This is a genomic window from Pusillimonas noertemannii (assembly GCF_003096595.1).
GTDB classification, from domain to species: Bacteria; Pseudomonadota; Gammaproteobacteria; order Burkholderiales; family Burkholderiaceae_B; genus Pusillimonas; species Pusillimonas noertemannii.
This window is the reverse complement of record NZ_QEKO01000004.1, coordinates 245,727-260,281: the sequence shown is the minus strand read 5'-3', so window position 1 is coordinate 260,281 and position 14,555 is coordinate 245,727. Positions and strand designations below refer to the sequence as shown.

General features: G+C 64.3%; 11 protein-coding genes. 8 read left to right on the top strand and 3 right to left on the bottom strand.

Annotated features, from left to right (window positions below):
• The 3 genes from ilvD to C7440_RS14490 all read right to left on the bottom strand — a co-directional run bounded on the left by ilvD (position 1) and on the right by C7440_RS14490 (position 3,017).
• Positions 1-1,713, bottom strand: a complete 1,713-nt coding sequence (gene ilvD, locus C7440_RS14500) for a dihydroxy-acid dehydratase (RefSeq protein WP_017523279.1) — start codon at positions 1,711-1,713, stop codon at positions 1-3.
• 32 nt (positions 1,714-1,745) lie between these two features.
• Positions 1,746-2,441, bottom strand: coding sequence for a GntR family transcriptional regulator (locus C7440_RS14495; protein WP_017523280.1), 696 nt, complete (start codon positions 2,439-2,441; stop codon positions 1,746-1,748).
• A gap of 96 nt (positions 2,442-2,537) precedes the next feature.
• Positions 2,538-3,017: an Lrp/AsnC family transcriptional regulator gene (locus tag C7440_RS14490; protein ID WP_017523281.1), complete on the bottom strand. Its 480-nt coding sequence runs from the start codon at positions 3,015-3,017 to the stop codon at positions 2,538-2,540.
• Positions 3,018-3,152: 135 nt separating this feature from the next.
• Here C7440_RS14490 and C7440_RS14485 point away from each other — a divergent pair, with 135 nt between their 5' ends.
• The 8 genes from C7440_RS14485 (at position 3,153) to cphA (ending at position 14,506) form a co-directional block, all read left to right on the top strand.
• Complete coding sequence (locus C7440_RS14485; RefSeq protein WP_179944004.1) at positions 3,153-4,358, top strand: amino acid aminotransferase; 1,206 nt, start codon at positions 3,153-3,155, stop codon at positions 4,356-4,358.
• Positions 4,355-5,227, top strand: coding sequence for a tryptophan 2,3-dioxygenase (gene kynA, locus C7440_RS14480; RefSeq protein ID WP_017523283.1), 873 nt, complete (start codon positions 4,355-4,357; stop codon positions 5,225-5,227). Before C7440_RS14485 ends, kynA begins: the two co-directional genes overlap by 4 nt.
• Positions 5,224-6,132: an alpha/beta hydrolase gene (locus tag C7440_RS14475; RefSeq protein ID WP_017523284.1), complete on the top strand. Its 909-nt coding sequence runs from the start codon at positions 5,224-5,226 to the stop codon at positions 6,130-6,132. Before kynA ends, C7440_RS14475 begins: the two co-directional genes overlap by 4 nt.
• Positions 6,132-6,509, top strand: a complete 378-nt coding sequence (locus tag C7440_RS14470) for a RidA family protein (protein ID WP_017523285.1) — start codon at positions 6,132-6,134, stop codon at positions 6,507-6,509. The genes C7440_RS14475 and C7440_RS14470 overlap by 1 nt, the downstream gene beginning before the upstream one ends.
• Positions 6,510-6,738: 229 nt before the next feature.
• Complete coding sequence (locus C7440_RS14465) at positions 6,739-9,075, top strand: cyanophycin metabolism-associated ABC transporter (RefSeq protein ID WP_116519026.1); 2,337 nt, start codon at positions 6,739-6,741, stop codon at positions 9,073-9,075.
• Entirely contained in the window at positions 9,072-9,542 is a 471-nt protein-coding gene (locus C7440_RS14460) for a cyanophycin metabolism-associated DUF1854 family protein (RefSeq protein WP_017523287.1), read from the top strand. Before C7440_RS14465 ends, C7440_RS14460 begins: the two co-directional genes overlap by 4 nt.
• Before the next feature lie 128 nt (positions 9,543-9,670).
• Complete coding sequence (locus C7440_RS14455; RefSeq protein ID WP_017523288.1) at positions 9,671-11,875, top strand: cyanophycin synthetase; 2,205 nt, start codon at positions 9,671-9,673, stop codon at positions 11,873-11,875.
• Positions 11,876-11,926: 51 nt separating this feature from the next.
• On the top strand, positions 11,927-14,506 hold the full coding sequence (gene cphA, locus C7440_RS14450) for a cyanophycin synthetase (RefSeq protein WP_116519025.1): 2,580 nt from the start codon (positions 11,927-11,929) through the stop codon (positions 14,504-14,506).
• Positions 14,507-14,555 lie beyond the last annotated feature (49 nt).

Below are 14,555 nucleotides of genomic sequence, written 5' to 3'. Positions count from 1 at the left end.
TCAAGCGTCCTTGTTGGTTTCAAGAGGCCACTCGGCCGCACCCGAGTGCGTGACTGCGCCTTCGTGGGTAGAGCCGACCAGGCGTGCATATTTTTCGAGTGCGCCGGCCAGGCGCTCGCGGGCATAGGGCTTCCATTGCGCTTTGCGCGCGGCCAGCTCTTCGTCGGAGACGTGCAGCTGTATGCTGCCGCGCGCTGCGTCTATGGTGATGCGGTCGCCGTCGCGCACCAGCCCGATCGGCCCGCCCGCGGCCGCCTCGGGGCTGGCGTAGCCGATGCACATGCCGCGCGTCGCCCCTGAAAAACGGCCGTCGGTAAGCAGCGCGACTTTCTCGCCATTGCCCTGGCCGTAGATGGCGGCCGTGACGCTGAGCATCTCGCGCATGCCGGGGCCCCCCTTGGGGCCTTCATTGCGTATGAGCAGTACATCGCCGGCATCGTAGGCTTGCTGCGACACCACGCTCATGCAGTCTTCCTCGGTTTCGAAAACACGCGCGCGGCCGTCGAAAGAAAGGGACTTCAGGCCCGCGATCTTGAGCAGTGCTCCATCGGGACACAGATTGCCTTTCAGGACCACGAGGCCGCCCGAGGCGTGTATGGGCTGCGCGGTCTCGCGCACGATGCGTCCGTCGGCGCCGGGAAAGCGCGCCAATGCGTCGGCCAGGGTTTCGCCGGTGATGGTCAGCGCGTCGCCGTGCAGGTGGCCGCTTTTCAATAGCGAGTTGAACACCACCGGCGCTCCGCCGATGATGTCGAGGTCGCGGGCCAGATAGCGTCCGCCGGGCTGCAGGTCGGCGATCAATGGGGTGCGGTTGAACACCTCGGCCAGGTCGTCCATGGTAAAGCGGATGCCCGCCTCGTGGGCGATGGCGGGAATGTGCAGGGCCACATTGGTGGAGCCGCCCGTGGCGGCCACCGCGGCGGCGGCATTCTCGAGGCTTTTGCGGGTGATGAGGTCGCGCGGCAGGGGCCCGCCCTTGGCCAGGATCTCCATGACGCGGCGCCCGGCGCGGCGGGCCAGCGCGTGGCGCTGGCTGTACACCGCCGGCATGGTCGAAGAGCCCAGGAACGACAGGCCCAGGGCCTCTGCCACCATGCCCATGGTGTTGGCGGTGAACTGGCCCGGGCAAGAGCCCACCGTCATGGCGCATGTATGCTCGATGCCGTGCAACTGCTCCAGCGAAATGGCGCCGGTCTGGTAGCGGCCCACGCCTTCGATGGCGGTGAGCACGGTGTTTTCGGTGCCGTCGGGCGAGTAGCCGGGCAGCATGGAGCCGCCGTAGATGAAGACCGAAGGCACGTTGAGGCGGACCATGGCCATCATGGTGCCGGGCAGCGTCTTGTCGCAGCCGCCCAGGCCTATCAATGCGTCGTATGCATGGCCGCGCACCGCCACTTCCATGCTGTCGGCGATCAGCTCGCGCGAGATCAGGCTCATGCGCATGCCGTCGTGGTTCATCGACGTGCCGTCGGACACGGAAATGGTGTTCATCATGACGGGTACGCCGCCGCCCTCGGCAACCCCCAGCCGCGCGCTGTCGGCCTGGGGGCCCAGCGATTTGGAACAGGGCGTGTTGTCGCCGGCGGTGCCGATGATGGCCACCATGGACTTGGCCAGGTCGTCATCGTCTAGGCCGGTGGCGCGAAGAAAGGCGCGGTGAGGCGTGCGGGTGGCACCCTCGGTAACCATTTTGGAGCGATGTTTTGTAAGCATGGGGTAATGAACTTGATGATTGATCGGAAGATTCAATTGGCCAGGTCAAGGCGGTCGAACACCCAGGAGACGTCTTCCTGGATGTATTGGCGCGCCTTGCCAAAATCGCCGGCGCGCAGCGCTTTTACCGTGGATTCATGCAACTGGTCGGCCGGCTGTTCTTTCGTGTGCAGCAGTTCGCGGGTTTCACGCAGGTAGGCGCCCGACTGCAGCCACAGGCTTTCGATCAGGGCAAGCATGACGGGCGACTGCGCTGCGCCATAGATGGTGAAATGAAAGAGGCGGTTCTTTTCGAGACTGCTGGCAATGCCTTTGGGCGTGCGGCGCGCCTGGGTGATTTCACGCGCCAGCTGTTCAAGCTGGGCCAGCGCCTTTGGGCCAAGGTGGGGGCCGGCCCATTCGGTGACCATGCCTTCTATCAGCACGCGGGCGCGGCGTATGTCGTGCAGGCGCGCTTCGGTGATGAGCGGCACGCGCGTGGTGCCGTTGGGCAGGGGCTCGAGGCCTTGCTGCGCCACCAGGCGCCGCAGGGCCTCGCGCACGGGCATGGTGCTGGTGCCCAGGGCGTCGGCCAGATACTGGATTCCAAGCACCTGGCCCGCGCGATATTCGCCATGCATGAGCTTGTTGCTCAGGGCCTGGTACACCGCTTCATTGACGGATTGCCGGACGATGGGTTGAAAGGCCTCGAGCGGATCGCTTGTACGGGAGGCGTCGGGATTTTTCAATTGGGCTCTGGGAAATGGATGCTGGCAGGCAAGTTAAAAAAGTGATTTTTGATCAAGTCTAAGAGCGAGCTTGCCGGACAGCAATAGAGGAAACCCCTATCGCGTCGCCGCCGGAATCGGAAGCTCGTCCAGGCCCTTGAATTCCTGCAGCGAAAAACTGGTGTGGGCCTGCCGGACGCCGGGCAGCCGATGCAATTTGCGCTGCAGCAGTTCGGAATAGCTGTCGAGGTCTCGGGCAACCACCATCAGCAGGAAGTCGGCCGCGCCCGCTATGCCATGGAACATCACGACTTCGGGGATGGCGCGCACCGCCTCGGCAAATTCCACAGAGCGCGCTTCATTCTGGAAATCGACGCTGATGCTGACGAAGGCCACGACCCCGTAGCCGAGGCCGCGGCGGTCGAGCCGCGCATGATAGCCCGAGATCAGCCCCGATTCTTCCATGCGCCGGATCCGGCGCCAGCAGGGCGACTGCGATATGCCCACCCTTTGCGCCAGTTCGCCGGTGGTGAGCCTGGCGTTTCGCTGCAGTTCTTCCAGCAGCCTGTAGTCGATTTCGTCCAGATCGGTTTGCATAAATATTCCTTTACCTGGTTGATTATGGACCAAATTATGCTTGATGAAAAAACGCCTTGGTACAACTCGCTTGAATATATAAACTTGTTTGCATAAATTTAATGCCATTTGACGATAAAGTTCCAGACCATGTCCCTGTTCACCCATGTGCCCGCCTATCCGGGCGACCCCATCCTGTCGCTGATGGAGTCATTCCAGCGCGATGCGCGCCCCGAGAAAGTCAGTCTCAGCATCGGCCTGTATTTTGACGAGGCCGGGCGCCTGCCCGTACTGGACTCGGTGCGTCAGGCGGCTCAATTCCTGGCCGCGAACGTGGAGCCCTGTGGCTATCTTCCGATGGAGGGCCTGGCTACCTATCGCCAGTTGGTACAGAACCTGGTGTTCGGCGCCGGGCACGAGGCTGTGCGTGCGGGGCGCATTGCCACCGTGCAGACTCCCGGCGGCTCGGGCGCGCTGAAGGTGGGGGCCGATTTCATCAAGCGTTATTTCCCCCAGGCCGAAGTGTGGATCAGCGATCCCACCTGGGATAACCACCTGGCCATATTCGAGGGCGCGGGCTTCCGCACGCATGGCTATCCCTACTACGATGCCTCTAGCGGAACCCTGTGTTTCGACCGGATGCTGGAGACGATACGCGGCCTGCCTTCGGGCAGCGTGGTGCTGCTGCATGCCAGTTGCCACAACCCAACCGGCCTCGACCTGTCGCGCCAGCAGTGGGGCGCCTTGATTCCCGTCATCGTCGAGCGCGGCCTGATTCCCTTCGTGGACATGGCTTACCAGGGCTTTGGCGACGGTCTCGACGAAGACGCCTGGGCGGTGCGGGCGCTGGTCGACGCTGGCGCCCAGGCCTTCGTCGCCAATTCCTTCTCCAAGAATTTTTCGCTGTACGGCGAGCGTGTGGGCAGCCTGAGCGTGGTGTGTACGGATCCGGCCACGGCCGATAATGTGCTGGGCCAACTTAAGGCCACGGTGCGCCGCAATTATTCGTCGCCCCCCGCGCAGGGCGCGCGCCTTGTCCAGCATGTATTGCAGTCGCCCGAGCTGGCCGCCAGCTGGGACGCCGATCTGGCGGACATGCGCGCACGCATCAAGGACATGCGTGCGCGGCTGCACCAGGCCTTGCATGCCCATTTCGGCGAACGGCGCGACTTCGGATTCCTGTTGAGCCAGCGCGGCATGTTCAGCTACACAGGCCTTACCGAGGCGCAGGTCGACGGGCTGCGTGAACAGCATGGCGTATATCTGGTCAAATCAGGCCGCATGTGCATGTCGGGCCTGTCGCGCGACAATGTCCAATACGTGGCCGATGCCATCATTACCATACTGGAGGAAGACAAATGAATACTTCACGAACTTCCGCCGGCGAGGGGGCCGGCGAGACAGAGCGCATCGTGGCCGAAGAAAAGGCGCAGCTCGATTTCAGCCAGTCGATGAGCTATGGCGACTACCTGCACCTCGATGAAGTACTGGGCGCCCAGCATCCGCTTTCGCCCGCTCACGATGAAATGCTGTTCATCATCCAGCACCAGACCAGCGAGCTATGGATGAAGCTGATGCTGCACGAGCTGGCCGCCGCCACGAAGGCCGTGGCGGCAGACCAATACGCCGACAGCTTCAAGATGCTGGCGCGCGTTTCGCGCATCATGGAGCAACTGGTCAGCGCCTGGACGGTGCTGTCCACGATGACCCCGCCCGAATATTCGGCCATGCGGCCCTATCTGGCCAGTTCCAGCGGTTTCCAGAGCGCGCAGTATCGTTGCATCGAGTTCGCCCTGGGCAACAAGAATGCGGCCATGCTCAAGCCGCATGCGCACCGGCCCGATCTGCTCGCCCGGGTCGAGCAGGCATACCGCGCGCCCTCGCTGTACGACGAATCGCTGCGGATGCTTGCGCGGCACGGGCTTTCCATTCCTGCCGACCACCTCGAGCGCGACTGGACGCAGCCCTATGCCGCCAGCCCCGAAGTCGAGGCGGCCTGGCTGGCGATCTATCGCGAGCCGCATGCCTACTGGGATCTTTACCAGCTTGGCGAAAAGCTCGCCGACATCGAAGACGCCTTCCGCCTCTGGCGCTTCCGCCATGTCACCACGGTCGAGCGCATCATCGGCTTCAAGCGGGGCACCGGCGGAACGGGGGGCGTCAGCTATCTCAAGAAGATGCTGGACATCGTGCTGTTCCCCGAAATATGGACAGTCCGAACCGCGCTATGAGGCCGGCTTCAGGCGGTACGCTGCCTCTCGAAGAGCGTGAGCGCGAGTATTCGCCCAGTTCGTGCATAGGCGGAAACTATGCGCCCCACTTGGACGAGTACGCGTGGCGCAGTGCTGCCGCGCGGCAAGGCGCGACAAGGCATCTCGAGCTTTCTTATGGCGACGGCGCGGCGCATCGGCTCGATCTGTTCCTGCCCGCACCCACACACACGGGGCAACCTCCGCCGCTGCTGCTGTTCATCCATGGCGGCTACTGGCAAGAGCTTTCCAGGGCCAGCTCTTTGTTCGCCGCGCCCGACTGTACCGGGGCCGGCGCGGCATTTGCGGCTATCGACTACACGCTGGCGCCGCAAGCATCGGTGCATGACATCGCGCTTGAGTGCCGCCGCGCCTTGCGCTGGCTGCATCGGCATGCCAAAGAGCTGGGTTTCGATCCGCAACGCATCGTCGTTGCAGGCAGCTCGGCGGGCGCCCACCTGGCCGCCATGTGTTGCCTGCGCGGCTGGAACGGCACAACCGACCTGCCCAATGGCGTGCCGGCGGCCGCCGTGCTGGTTTCCGGAATCTACGATTTGCAGCCGCTTGTCGGCACCAGCATCAATGAGGCCTTGTCGCTCGATCCGGCCGGCGCGCTTGCGGTCAGCCCTCAATTGCTTTGTCTTGAAGGGTTTCCGCCCACCGTCGTCTGCTGGGGCGAAATCGAAACCTCTGAATTCAAACGCCAGGGCAGGGAGTTCGCCAAGGCACTGAAAGAGGTGGGCGCCCAGCATCAGCCCTGCCTCGAAGCGCCCGGCCGCAATCACTTCGACGTCATTCTCGATCTGGCCCGCCCCGGCACACGGTTGGGCGACGCCACCTGGGCACTGTTTTCATCGCTTTCATTCACCCCTGTTCGGAGAACATGATGAGGCAAGTAGTCGACGTCGGGTTGCCATCCCTTGACCAGCCGTTTTCCTGGGCCACCAAGGCCAGCGGCAACATGCTGTTCACTGTCCATGGCCCGGTGCGGCCGGACGGAAGTATCGATACGGGGCCTGTCGAGCAACAGGCCCGCCAGACCTTCGGCAATCTGCAGCGGGCCGTGCAGGCCGCGGGCGGCACGCTCGACGATGTGACCCAGGTGCTGATCTACATGACCGACGTGGCCGACATGCCCGTCATCGATGCGGTGTATCGCGAGTTCTTCTGCGCGCCTTATCCCAACCGCGCAAGCGTGGGCGTGGCGGCACTGGTGGTGCCGGGCATGAAGCTCGAGGTCGTGGCTTACGCGATGGTGCCCTAAGGCTTCGAAGCCCAGGTCCTTCAGGGCGTCGCCCCGGGTTTCAGAGTTCGCCCAGGCACGCTGTGTTTGTGTTGCTCCGGCCCCACAGAGGGGCGGCTTTCCTCCCAAAGTCCCGAAATCGGCGTAATCTACCTCGCCGTGCGAAGATTGTGTGTCCATGCACGTCGTATGGGCCGCTTTGCGCCCGACTGCCCCACGGGCCCAGGGATACTTAGGTGACTTTCGCGTGATGACCGCTGCACCGCTTTCGACGGATACCGCCGGCGTCCCTGCGTCCGCCGCGTCGCCGCGCTTTGCCGCCCAACTGGCCTCTGCCTTGCTGCCCGGCGAACGGCTGCGGGCCTGCCTGGAAACCGACCTCGACGAGCGTTTGCACTTTGCCGACGGGCTCATCGCCGTTACCGACCGCCGTCTGCTGGCCCTCGATCTGCGCAGCGCATCGTGGCAAAGCTGGCCGCTGCAGCAGGGACTGCGCCTGGAGCACCTCGACCATGCCGGCGTCGGCCGGCTGGAACTGTTCGATGCCGAGCGGCGGCTTGCCTGCTGGCGCTACACGCTGCAACGCAATAGCGCGGCGCTGGGCGTCATCGCCGAATTCAACGCATGCCGCGAGGGCCTGGGCAATGAAACCGCGGCCGATGGGCAACGATCGACCCAAGAGGCCTGCCCCCGGTGCCAGGCGCCGCTGCCGCCGGCCCAGGACGAATGCCCCGCGTGCGCGGGCGCAGCCGAAGAAGCGCCTTCGACCTTGACGCTGTTGCGTCTCTGGCGTTTCGCACGACCCTATCGGGGCAGGCTGCTTGCGGGGTTCGCGCTGACGCTGGGGTCGACCGCCGCGACGCTGGTGCCACCTTACCTGACCATGCCGCTGATGGACCGGGTGTTGATTCCCTTTCAGAACGGCGTGCCCATCGATTGGCGGCTGGTTGGCATGTATCTGGGCGGCCTGCTGGGCGCGGCGGTACTTGCCTGGGTGCTTGGCTGGCTGCGAACCTATGTCCTGGCGGCCGTTTCCGAGCGTATCGGCCGCGACTTGCGCACCTGTACCTATGAGCACCTGCTGGGCCTGTCGCTTCAATACTTCGGGGGCAAGCGCACCGGAGACCTGATGGCGCGCCTGGGCAATGAAACCGACCGGATCAATATTTTCCTGTCGCTCGACCTGCTCAATTTCGCCACCGATGTGCTCATGATCGCCATGACCTCGGTGATATTGTTCTCGATCAATCCGTGGCTGGCCCTGGTCACGCTTTTGCCGCTGCCCATTATTGCCTGGCTGATCCACCTGGTGCGCGAGCGGCTGCGTACGGGTTTCGAGAAGATCGACCGCGTCTGGGCCGAAGTGACCAATGTATTGGCCGACACCATACCGGGCATACGCGTGGTCAAGGCCTTTGCCCAGGAAAAGCGCGAGGCCGAACGTTTTCGCGCGGCGAACGAGCACAACCTGGCGATGAACGACAAGCTGAACCGCACTTGGTCGTTGTTCACGCCGACGGTGACCCTGTTGACCGAGATGGGCCTGCTCGTCGTCTGGGTATTCGGCATCTGGCAGATTGCCCGCGGCGAATCTTCCGTAGGGGTGCTGACCGCCTTCCTTGCCTATATAGGCCGCTTCTATACGCGCCTGGATTCCATGAGCCGCATTGTGTCGGCGACGCAGCGGGCGGCCTCCTCGACCAAGCGCATCTTCGACATCCTTGACCACGTCTCCAGCGTGCCCGAACCGGCCAAGCCGGTGCACCTGGAGAAGGTCGTGGGCCGCATCGAGTTGCAGCGGACGAATTTCCGCTATGGCACCCGTTCCGTCATCAAAGATGTGAGCCTGGCCGTGCAGCCAGGGGAGATGATCGGCCTGGTGGGACATTCGGGATCAGGCAAGTCGACCCTGGTCAATCTGATCTGCCGCTTCTACGATGCGAGCGAAGGGAAGGTACTGATCGATGGCGTCGACGTGCGCTCGGTGCCGGTCGCTGAATATCGCCGGCACATCGGCCTGGTGCTGCAGGACCCGTTCCTGTTTTTTGGAACCGTCGCCGACAACATCGCCTACGGCAAGCCCGAGGCCACGCGGGCCGAGATCATCGCCGCGGCACGCGCTGCCCATGCGCATGAATTCATCCTGCGCCTGCCGCTGGGCTACGACTCTCTGGTCGGGGAGCGGGGCCAGGGCTTGTCGGGCGGAGAGCGCCAGCGCATTTCAATCGCCCGGGCGCTGCTGATCGATCCGCGGATACTGATTCTGGACGAGGCGACCTCGGCCGTCGACACCGAGACCGAGAACGAGATCCAGAGGGCGCTGGACAATCTGGTAAAGGGGCGCACCACCATCGCCATCGCCCACCGCCTTTCGACGCTGCGCAAGGCGGACAGGCTGGTGGTCATGGACCGCGGCCGGGTCGTCGAGATCGGCGGCCACGACAGCCTGATGGCCGCGCAAGGGCACTATTACAACCTCTTCATGGCGCAGGCGCGTACGGCCCAGGACGAAGATGACGATGCAGACGAGAGCGGAGACGGCTCAGCGGGTTCGATGCCTGCCGGACCGGCGCCGATACGATCATGACGGCTGATTCTTTTGACTTGCGGCGCGATGCCTTCGGCCGGCTCATCCTGACGACCTCGAGCGGCGAGCGCCATGTCGGCGTCATACCGGTGCGTTCGTTTCCCATTGCCGCGCCGGACGAAGGCATTTCCCTGGTCAGCGCCGAGGGGCACGAGGTGGGATGGGCGCAACAGCTGTCCGGCCTGCCCGAGCCTGTTCGTGTGCTGGTCGAGGAGGAATTGGCATCCCGCGAGTTCATGCCCGCCATTGAACGCATCCTCGAGGTGTCGAGCTTTGTCTGCCCCAGCACCTGGCGGGTGCTGACCGATCGTGGCCCGGCCGAGCTGAGGCTGAAGGGCGAAGAGGACATCCGTCGCCTGAGCCGCACGCGGCTGTTGATCGCCGACGCCCATGGCCTCAATTTCCTGGTGCGCGACATGGCCGGGCTAGACCGCCACAGCAGGAAGCTGCTCGACCGTTTTTTGTAGGATCTGTTTTTTGTAATAAAAAGTATCAATTTTTTCTTTTCACTCGATATCTGCTTGGTGAAAAAAGCGCAGATAATGTGCAAACCCGCACCATACACAGGTTTCAGGGGTCATCGGATCCAGCCAACATGAAGAAGTTCGACGTTGTTTTTCGAAACACGATTTCGCTGCGCGGTCCCAGCATCTGGACCTATCCGCCTTCGATCGAAACCTGGATCGACATTGGTGAACTGGAAGATTTCCCGTCCAATCGCATCCCCGGGCTCTACGAGCGGCTGTCGGCATGGATGCCTTCGCTGATCGAGCATCGCTGCAACTACGACGAGCGGGGCGGCTTTCTGAGACGCGTTCGCGAAGGCACCTGGGCCGGGCATATTCTCGAGCACATTGTCATCGAGCTGATGGCGCTGGCCGGCTTGCCCGACGGCTTCGGCCGTACGCGCGAAACCACCGAGCGGGGCGTCTACAAGATGGTGGTCAGCAATTTCCACGACGAATGCTGCCGACTGGCCCTGGCCACCGGCCGGGAAGTGCTGCTGGCCGCCATCCATGACGAACCGTTCAGCCTTTCCGATGCGTTGAAGCCCCTGCGCCGCATGGTGGACCGCAAATACCTGGGTCCGTCGACGGCGGCAATCGTTGCCGCCGCCGAAGAGCGCGCGATTCCCCACATCCGCCTGCTTGAAGACGGCAACCTCGTGCAATTGGGGCATGGTTCGGCCATGCGCCGGATCTGGACGGCTGAAACCGACCACACCAGCGCCATCGCCGAAGCCATTTCCCGCGACAAGAACCTGACCAAGGAGCTCATCGGCGCGCTCGGCGTGCCGGTGCCCGAGGGCCGCGAGGTAAACAGCGCAACAGATGCTATCGAGGCGGCCCATGACATCGGCTTTCCGGTGGTGGTCAAGCCTGTCGACGGCAACCATGGGCGCGGCGTGTTCATCGACCTGAAAGGCGAGGAAGAAGTAGCCAGGGCCTATGCCATCGCCGTTGAAGAAGGCTCCGGCGTATTGGTGGAGCGCTCTATTTCGGGCACCGAGCATCGCTTGCTGATCGTCGGAGGCCGATTGGTCGCCGCCAATCGCAGCGACTTCATCACGGTTACCGGCGATGGGCGGCACACTGTCCAGGCCCTGATCGACAGGCAGATCAATAGCGATCCGCGGCGCGGACTGACCGAACTGCATCCCTTGTCCGTCGTCCGCATAGACACCGCCGCGGGCATCGAGCTCGAACGCCAGGGCTTGCATGCAGATTCCGTGCCGGCCCGGGGCAGGGTGGTGCTGATACAGCGCAATGCCAACCACGCTTTCGATTGCACGGACGAGGTCCATCCGGATACCGCGGAAGCCGCCGCGCTGGCGGCACGCGTCGTGGGCCTGGACATCGCCGGCATCGACCTGGTTTGCGACGACATCGGCAAGCCGCTGTCTGGCCAGGGCGGGGCCATTGTGGAGGTCAACGCCGGCCCCGGCCTGCTCATGCACATCAAGCCGGGCGAAGGCAAGACGCGGCCGGTGGGCGAGGCGATCGTGGCCAATCTTTTCGCGCCGCATGAAAGCGGCCGCATACCGCTGGTCGGCGTCAGCGGCACCGAAGGGCGCACCCCAGTGGCCCGCCTGGTCGCACATATGCTGTATCTGGCCGGCCGGCATGCCGGCCTGGCCTGCGCCGACGGATTGTTTCTCGGCCGCCGGCAGGTGCATGATGGCGGCGCGGTCAATTGGGCGGATGGCCGTCGCCTTCTGCTCAACCGAGCTGTCGAGGCAGCCGTTATCGAAAGCAGCGCCGAACTGATATTGGGCGAAGGCCTTGCCTACGACCGCTGTTCAGTGGGCGTCGTCACCAATATTCTGCCGCAGGCCGAGGACCTGTCGCGCTGGGATGTCCAGCCTGACGGCAGCGAATACTATACGACCCCGCGCGCCATCTACCGCAGCCAGGTCGACGTCGTGCTTCCCTCGGGCCATGCCGTGCTCAATGCCGAAGACGAGCGGGTTGCCGGGCTGGCCGGGCTGTGCGACGGCAAGGTGATCTTCTTCGCACTCGACCGGCGCAACGCCACGCTGGAGGCTCACCTTGAAAGCGGCGGGCACGGCGTGTTTCTTGCCGGCGGGTGCATTGCGCTGTCCACCGGCAGGCGGGAAAGCAGCTTGTGCCTCGTGGACGACGTGCCGCTGATCGGCCGGCCCGGGCGACCAGGGGACATCGCCGCCGTGCTGGCTGCGGTGGCCGCGGGCTGGGCACTTGGCCTGACGCAGGAAGTAATCGGCACCGCGGTCAAGACCTATGGCCTTGAACTGCCCGAGCCGGCCGTCGCCCACGTTTGACAAGCCCTTTGACAACATTGACCAGAAAAACGGGATAGAGGACTAGGCGTCATGGACGTTTCCCATATCCGCGCGCTGCGCGGCCCCAATCTGTGGAGCCGGCGCACCGCCATCCAGGCCGTCGTCACCTGCCGGGACGCCGAGTGCTCCATCGAGCGGCTTCCCGGCTTCGAGGCCCGTTTGCGCGAACGTTTTCCCGATGTGGGGCATCTTGTGCCCCACGCCGCGCTCGACCCCGTTTCTCTGGCGCACGTTTTGGAGTTCGCTGCGCTGGGCCTGCAGGCCCAGGCCGGCTGTCCCGTCAGCTTCAGCCGAACGGCCCGGACCGTCGAGGAAGGCGTCTATCAGGTGATCGTGGAGTACACCGAAGAGCAGGTCGGGCGGCTGGCGTTCGAGCACGCCCGCAAGCTGTGCCAGGCGGCGCTGGACGACACGCCTTTCGACCTCGCCGGCGCTCTCGAAGAGCTGCGCGAGCTCGATGAAGACATTCGGCTCGGTCCTTCCACCGCTTCCATCGTTTCGGCGGCGATGGCGCGCGGCATTCCGGTCCGCCGTCTTACGCAGGGCAGCCTGGTGCAGTTCGGCTGGGGCAGCAGGCAAAAGCGCATCCAGGCCGCGGAAACCAGCTTTACCAGCGCCATAGCCGAAGCCATTGCCCAGGACAAAGAGCTGACCAAGAACCTGCTGCGCGCGGCCGGCGTGCCGGTGCCGGCGGGCCGGCCGGTTGAAGACGAGGACGATGCCTGGCGAGCGGCGCAAGAGGTCGGCATGCCGGTCGTCGTCAAGCCGCAGAATGGCAACCAGGGCAAGGGCATCTCGGTGAACCTGGGCAGTGAAGAGCGGGTGCGCCAGGCATACAGGCACGCCGCCGGCCTTTTTGACGAGGTACTCGTCGAGCAATACCTGCCCGGTCACGACTGGCGCCTTCTGGTCGTGAACAACAAACTGGTTGCGGCCGCCCGGCGCGATCCGCCGACGATCGTGGGTGATGGCACGCATACGGTCCGCCAGCTGGTTGAGATCGTCAACAGCGACCCGCGTCGCTCCGACGGGCATTCCACCTCACTGACCAAGATCCGATTCGACGAGGTCGCCCAAGGGCGGCTGGCCGAACAAGGCTATAGCGCCGACTCTGTGCCGCAGCTGGGCGCGCGAGTCGTGTTGCGCGACAATGCCAATCTGTCCACGGGCGGTACCGCCACCGACGTGACCGACGACGTGCACCCCGAGCTGGCGGCAGCCGCCATCGCCGCAGCCCAGACGGTAGGCCTGGATATCGCGGGTATCGACGTGGTGTGTGAAACAATCCTGCGCCCGCTGGACGGGCAGGGCGGCATCGTCGAGGTCAATGCGGCGCCGGGCCTGCGCATGCATCTCGATCCTTCCTTCGGCAAGGGCAGGGCGGTGGGCGAGGCCATTATCGACATGATGTTCCGCAGCGGCCCCGACGGTGCGCCCGACAATGGCCGCATCCCGCTCGTCGCCATCGCCGGCACCAACGGCAAGACCACGACCAGCCGCCTGATCGCCCGCATCCTCGAGGCCGGCGGCAGGCGCGTGGGCCTGACCAGCACCGATGGCATCTACGTGCAGGGCAGTCGCATCGACACCGGAGACTGTTCGGGCCCGCGCAGCGCCCGCAATGTGCTGATGCATCCGGACGTGGACGCGGCCGTGCTGGAGACGGCGCGCGGCGGCGTGCTGCGCGAGGGACTCGGGTTCGACATGTGCGATGTGGCCGTCGTGACCAACATTGGCCAGGGCGACCACCTTGGCCTGAACTACATCACCACGGTCAATGAACTGGCCGTGGTCAAGCGCGTCATTGTCGAGAACGTAGCACCGGGCGGCACCGCTGTGCTCAATGCGGCCGACCCGGTGGTTGCCGCCATGGCCAGCCACTGTCCCGGCGACGTCATCTTCTTCGCGCGCGATAAATCCAATCCGGTTCTGGCCACGCATCGCGCCCAGAACCGGCGCGTCGTGTATGCCGAATCGGGCGCTGTGATCTGCCAGGAAGGCGGTCGGAAGCACGCCATCCCATTCAGCCGGATTCCGCTGACTCATGGCGGCCTCATCAGTTTCCAGGTCGACAACGCCATGGCCGCCATGGCCGCCGGCTGGGCGCTGGGTCTGTCCTGGGAAGTCATCGAGCAGGCTCTGGAGGGTTTCATCAGCGACGCCGCGACCGCGCCAGGACGTTTCAATGTGTTCGAGTACAAGGGCGCTACCCTGATCGTCGACTATGGCCACAATCCGGATGCCATCGGGGCGTTGGTGCGGGCGGTCGAGGCGATGCCGGCGGTACGCCGCTCCGTTGTCATTAGCGCGCCGGGCGACCGGCGCGACGAGGATATCCGCCGGCAGACGGAAATTCTGGGCCAGGCGTTCGATGAAGCTGTTCTTTATCAGGACGCCTGCCAGCGCGGCCGCAAGGACGGCGAGGTCATTGCCTTGCTGCGCCGGGGCTTGGCCGGAGCCGAACGTACCCGGCATATCGACGAGATCAACGGAGAATTCCTTGCCATCGACACCGCGCTCGCCCGCCTGCGGCCGGGAGACCTGTGCCTGATCCTGATCGATCGGGTGGAAGAGGCGCTGGCGCATATCGCCCTGGCCTGCTCTCGTTAGGGCGATGTTCAGCCAATATCGTCAACGTCAAGCTCCGCAAGGCTTGCAC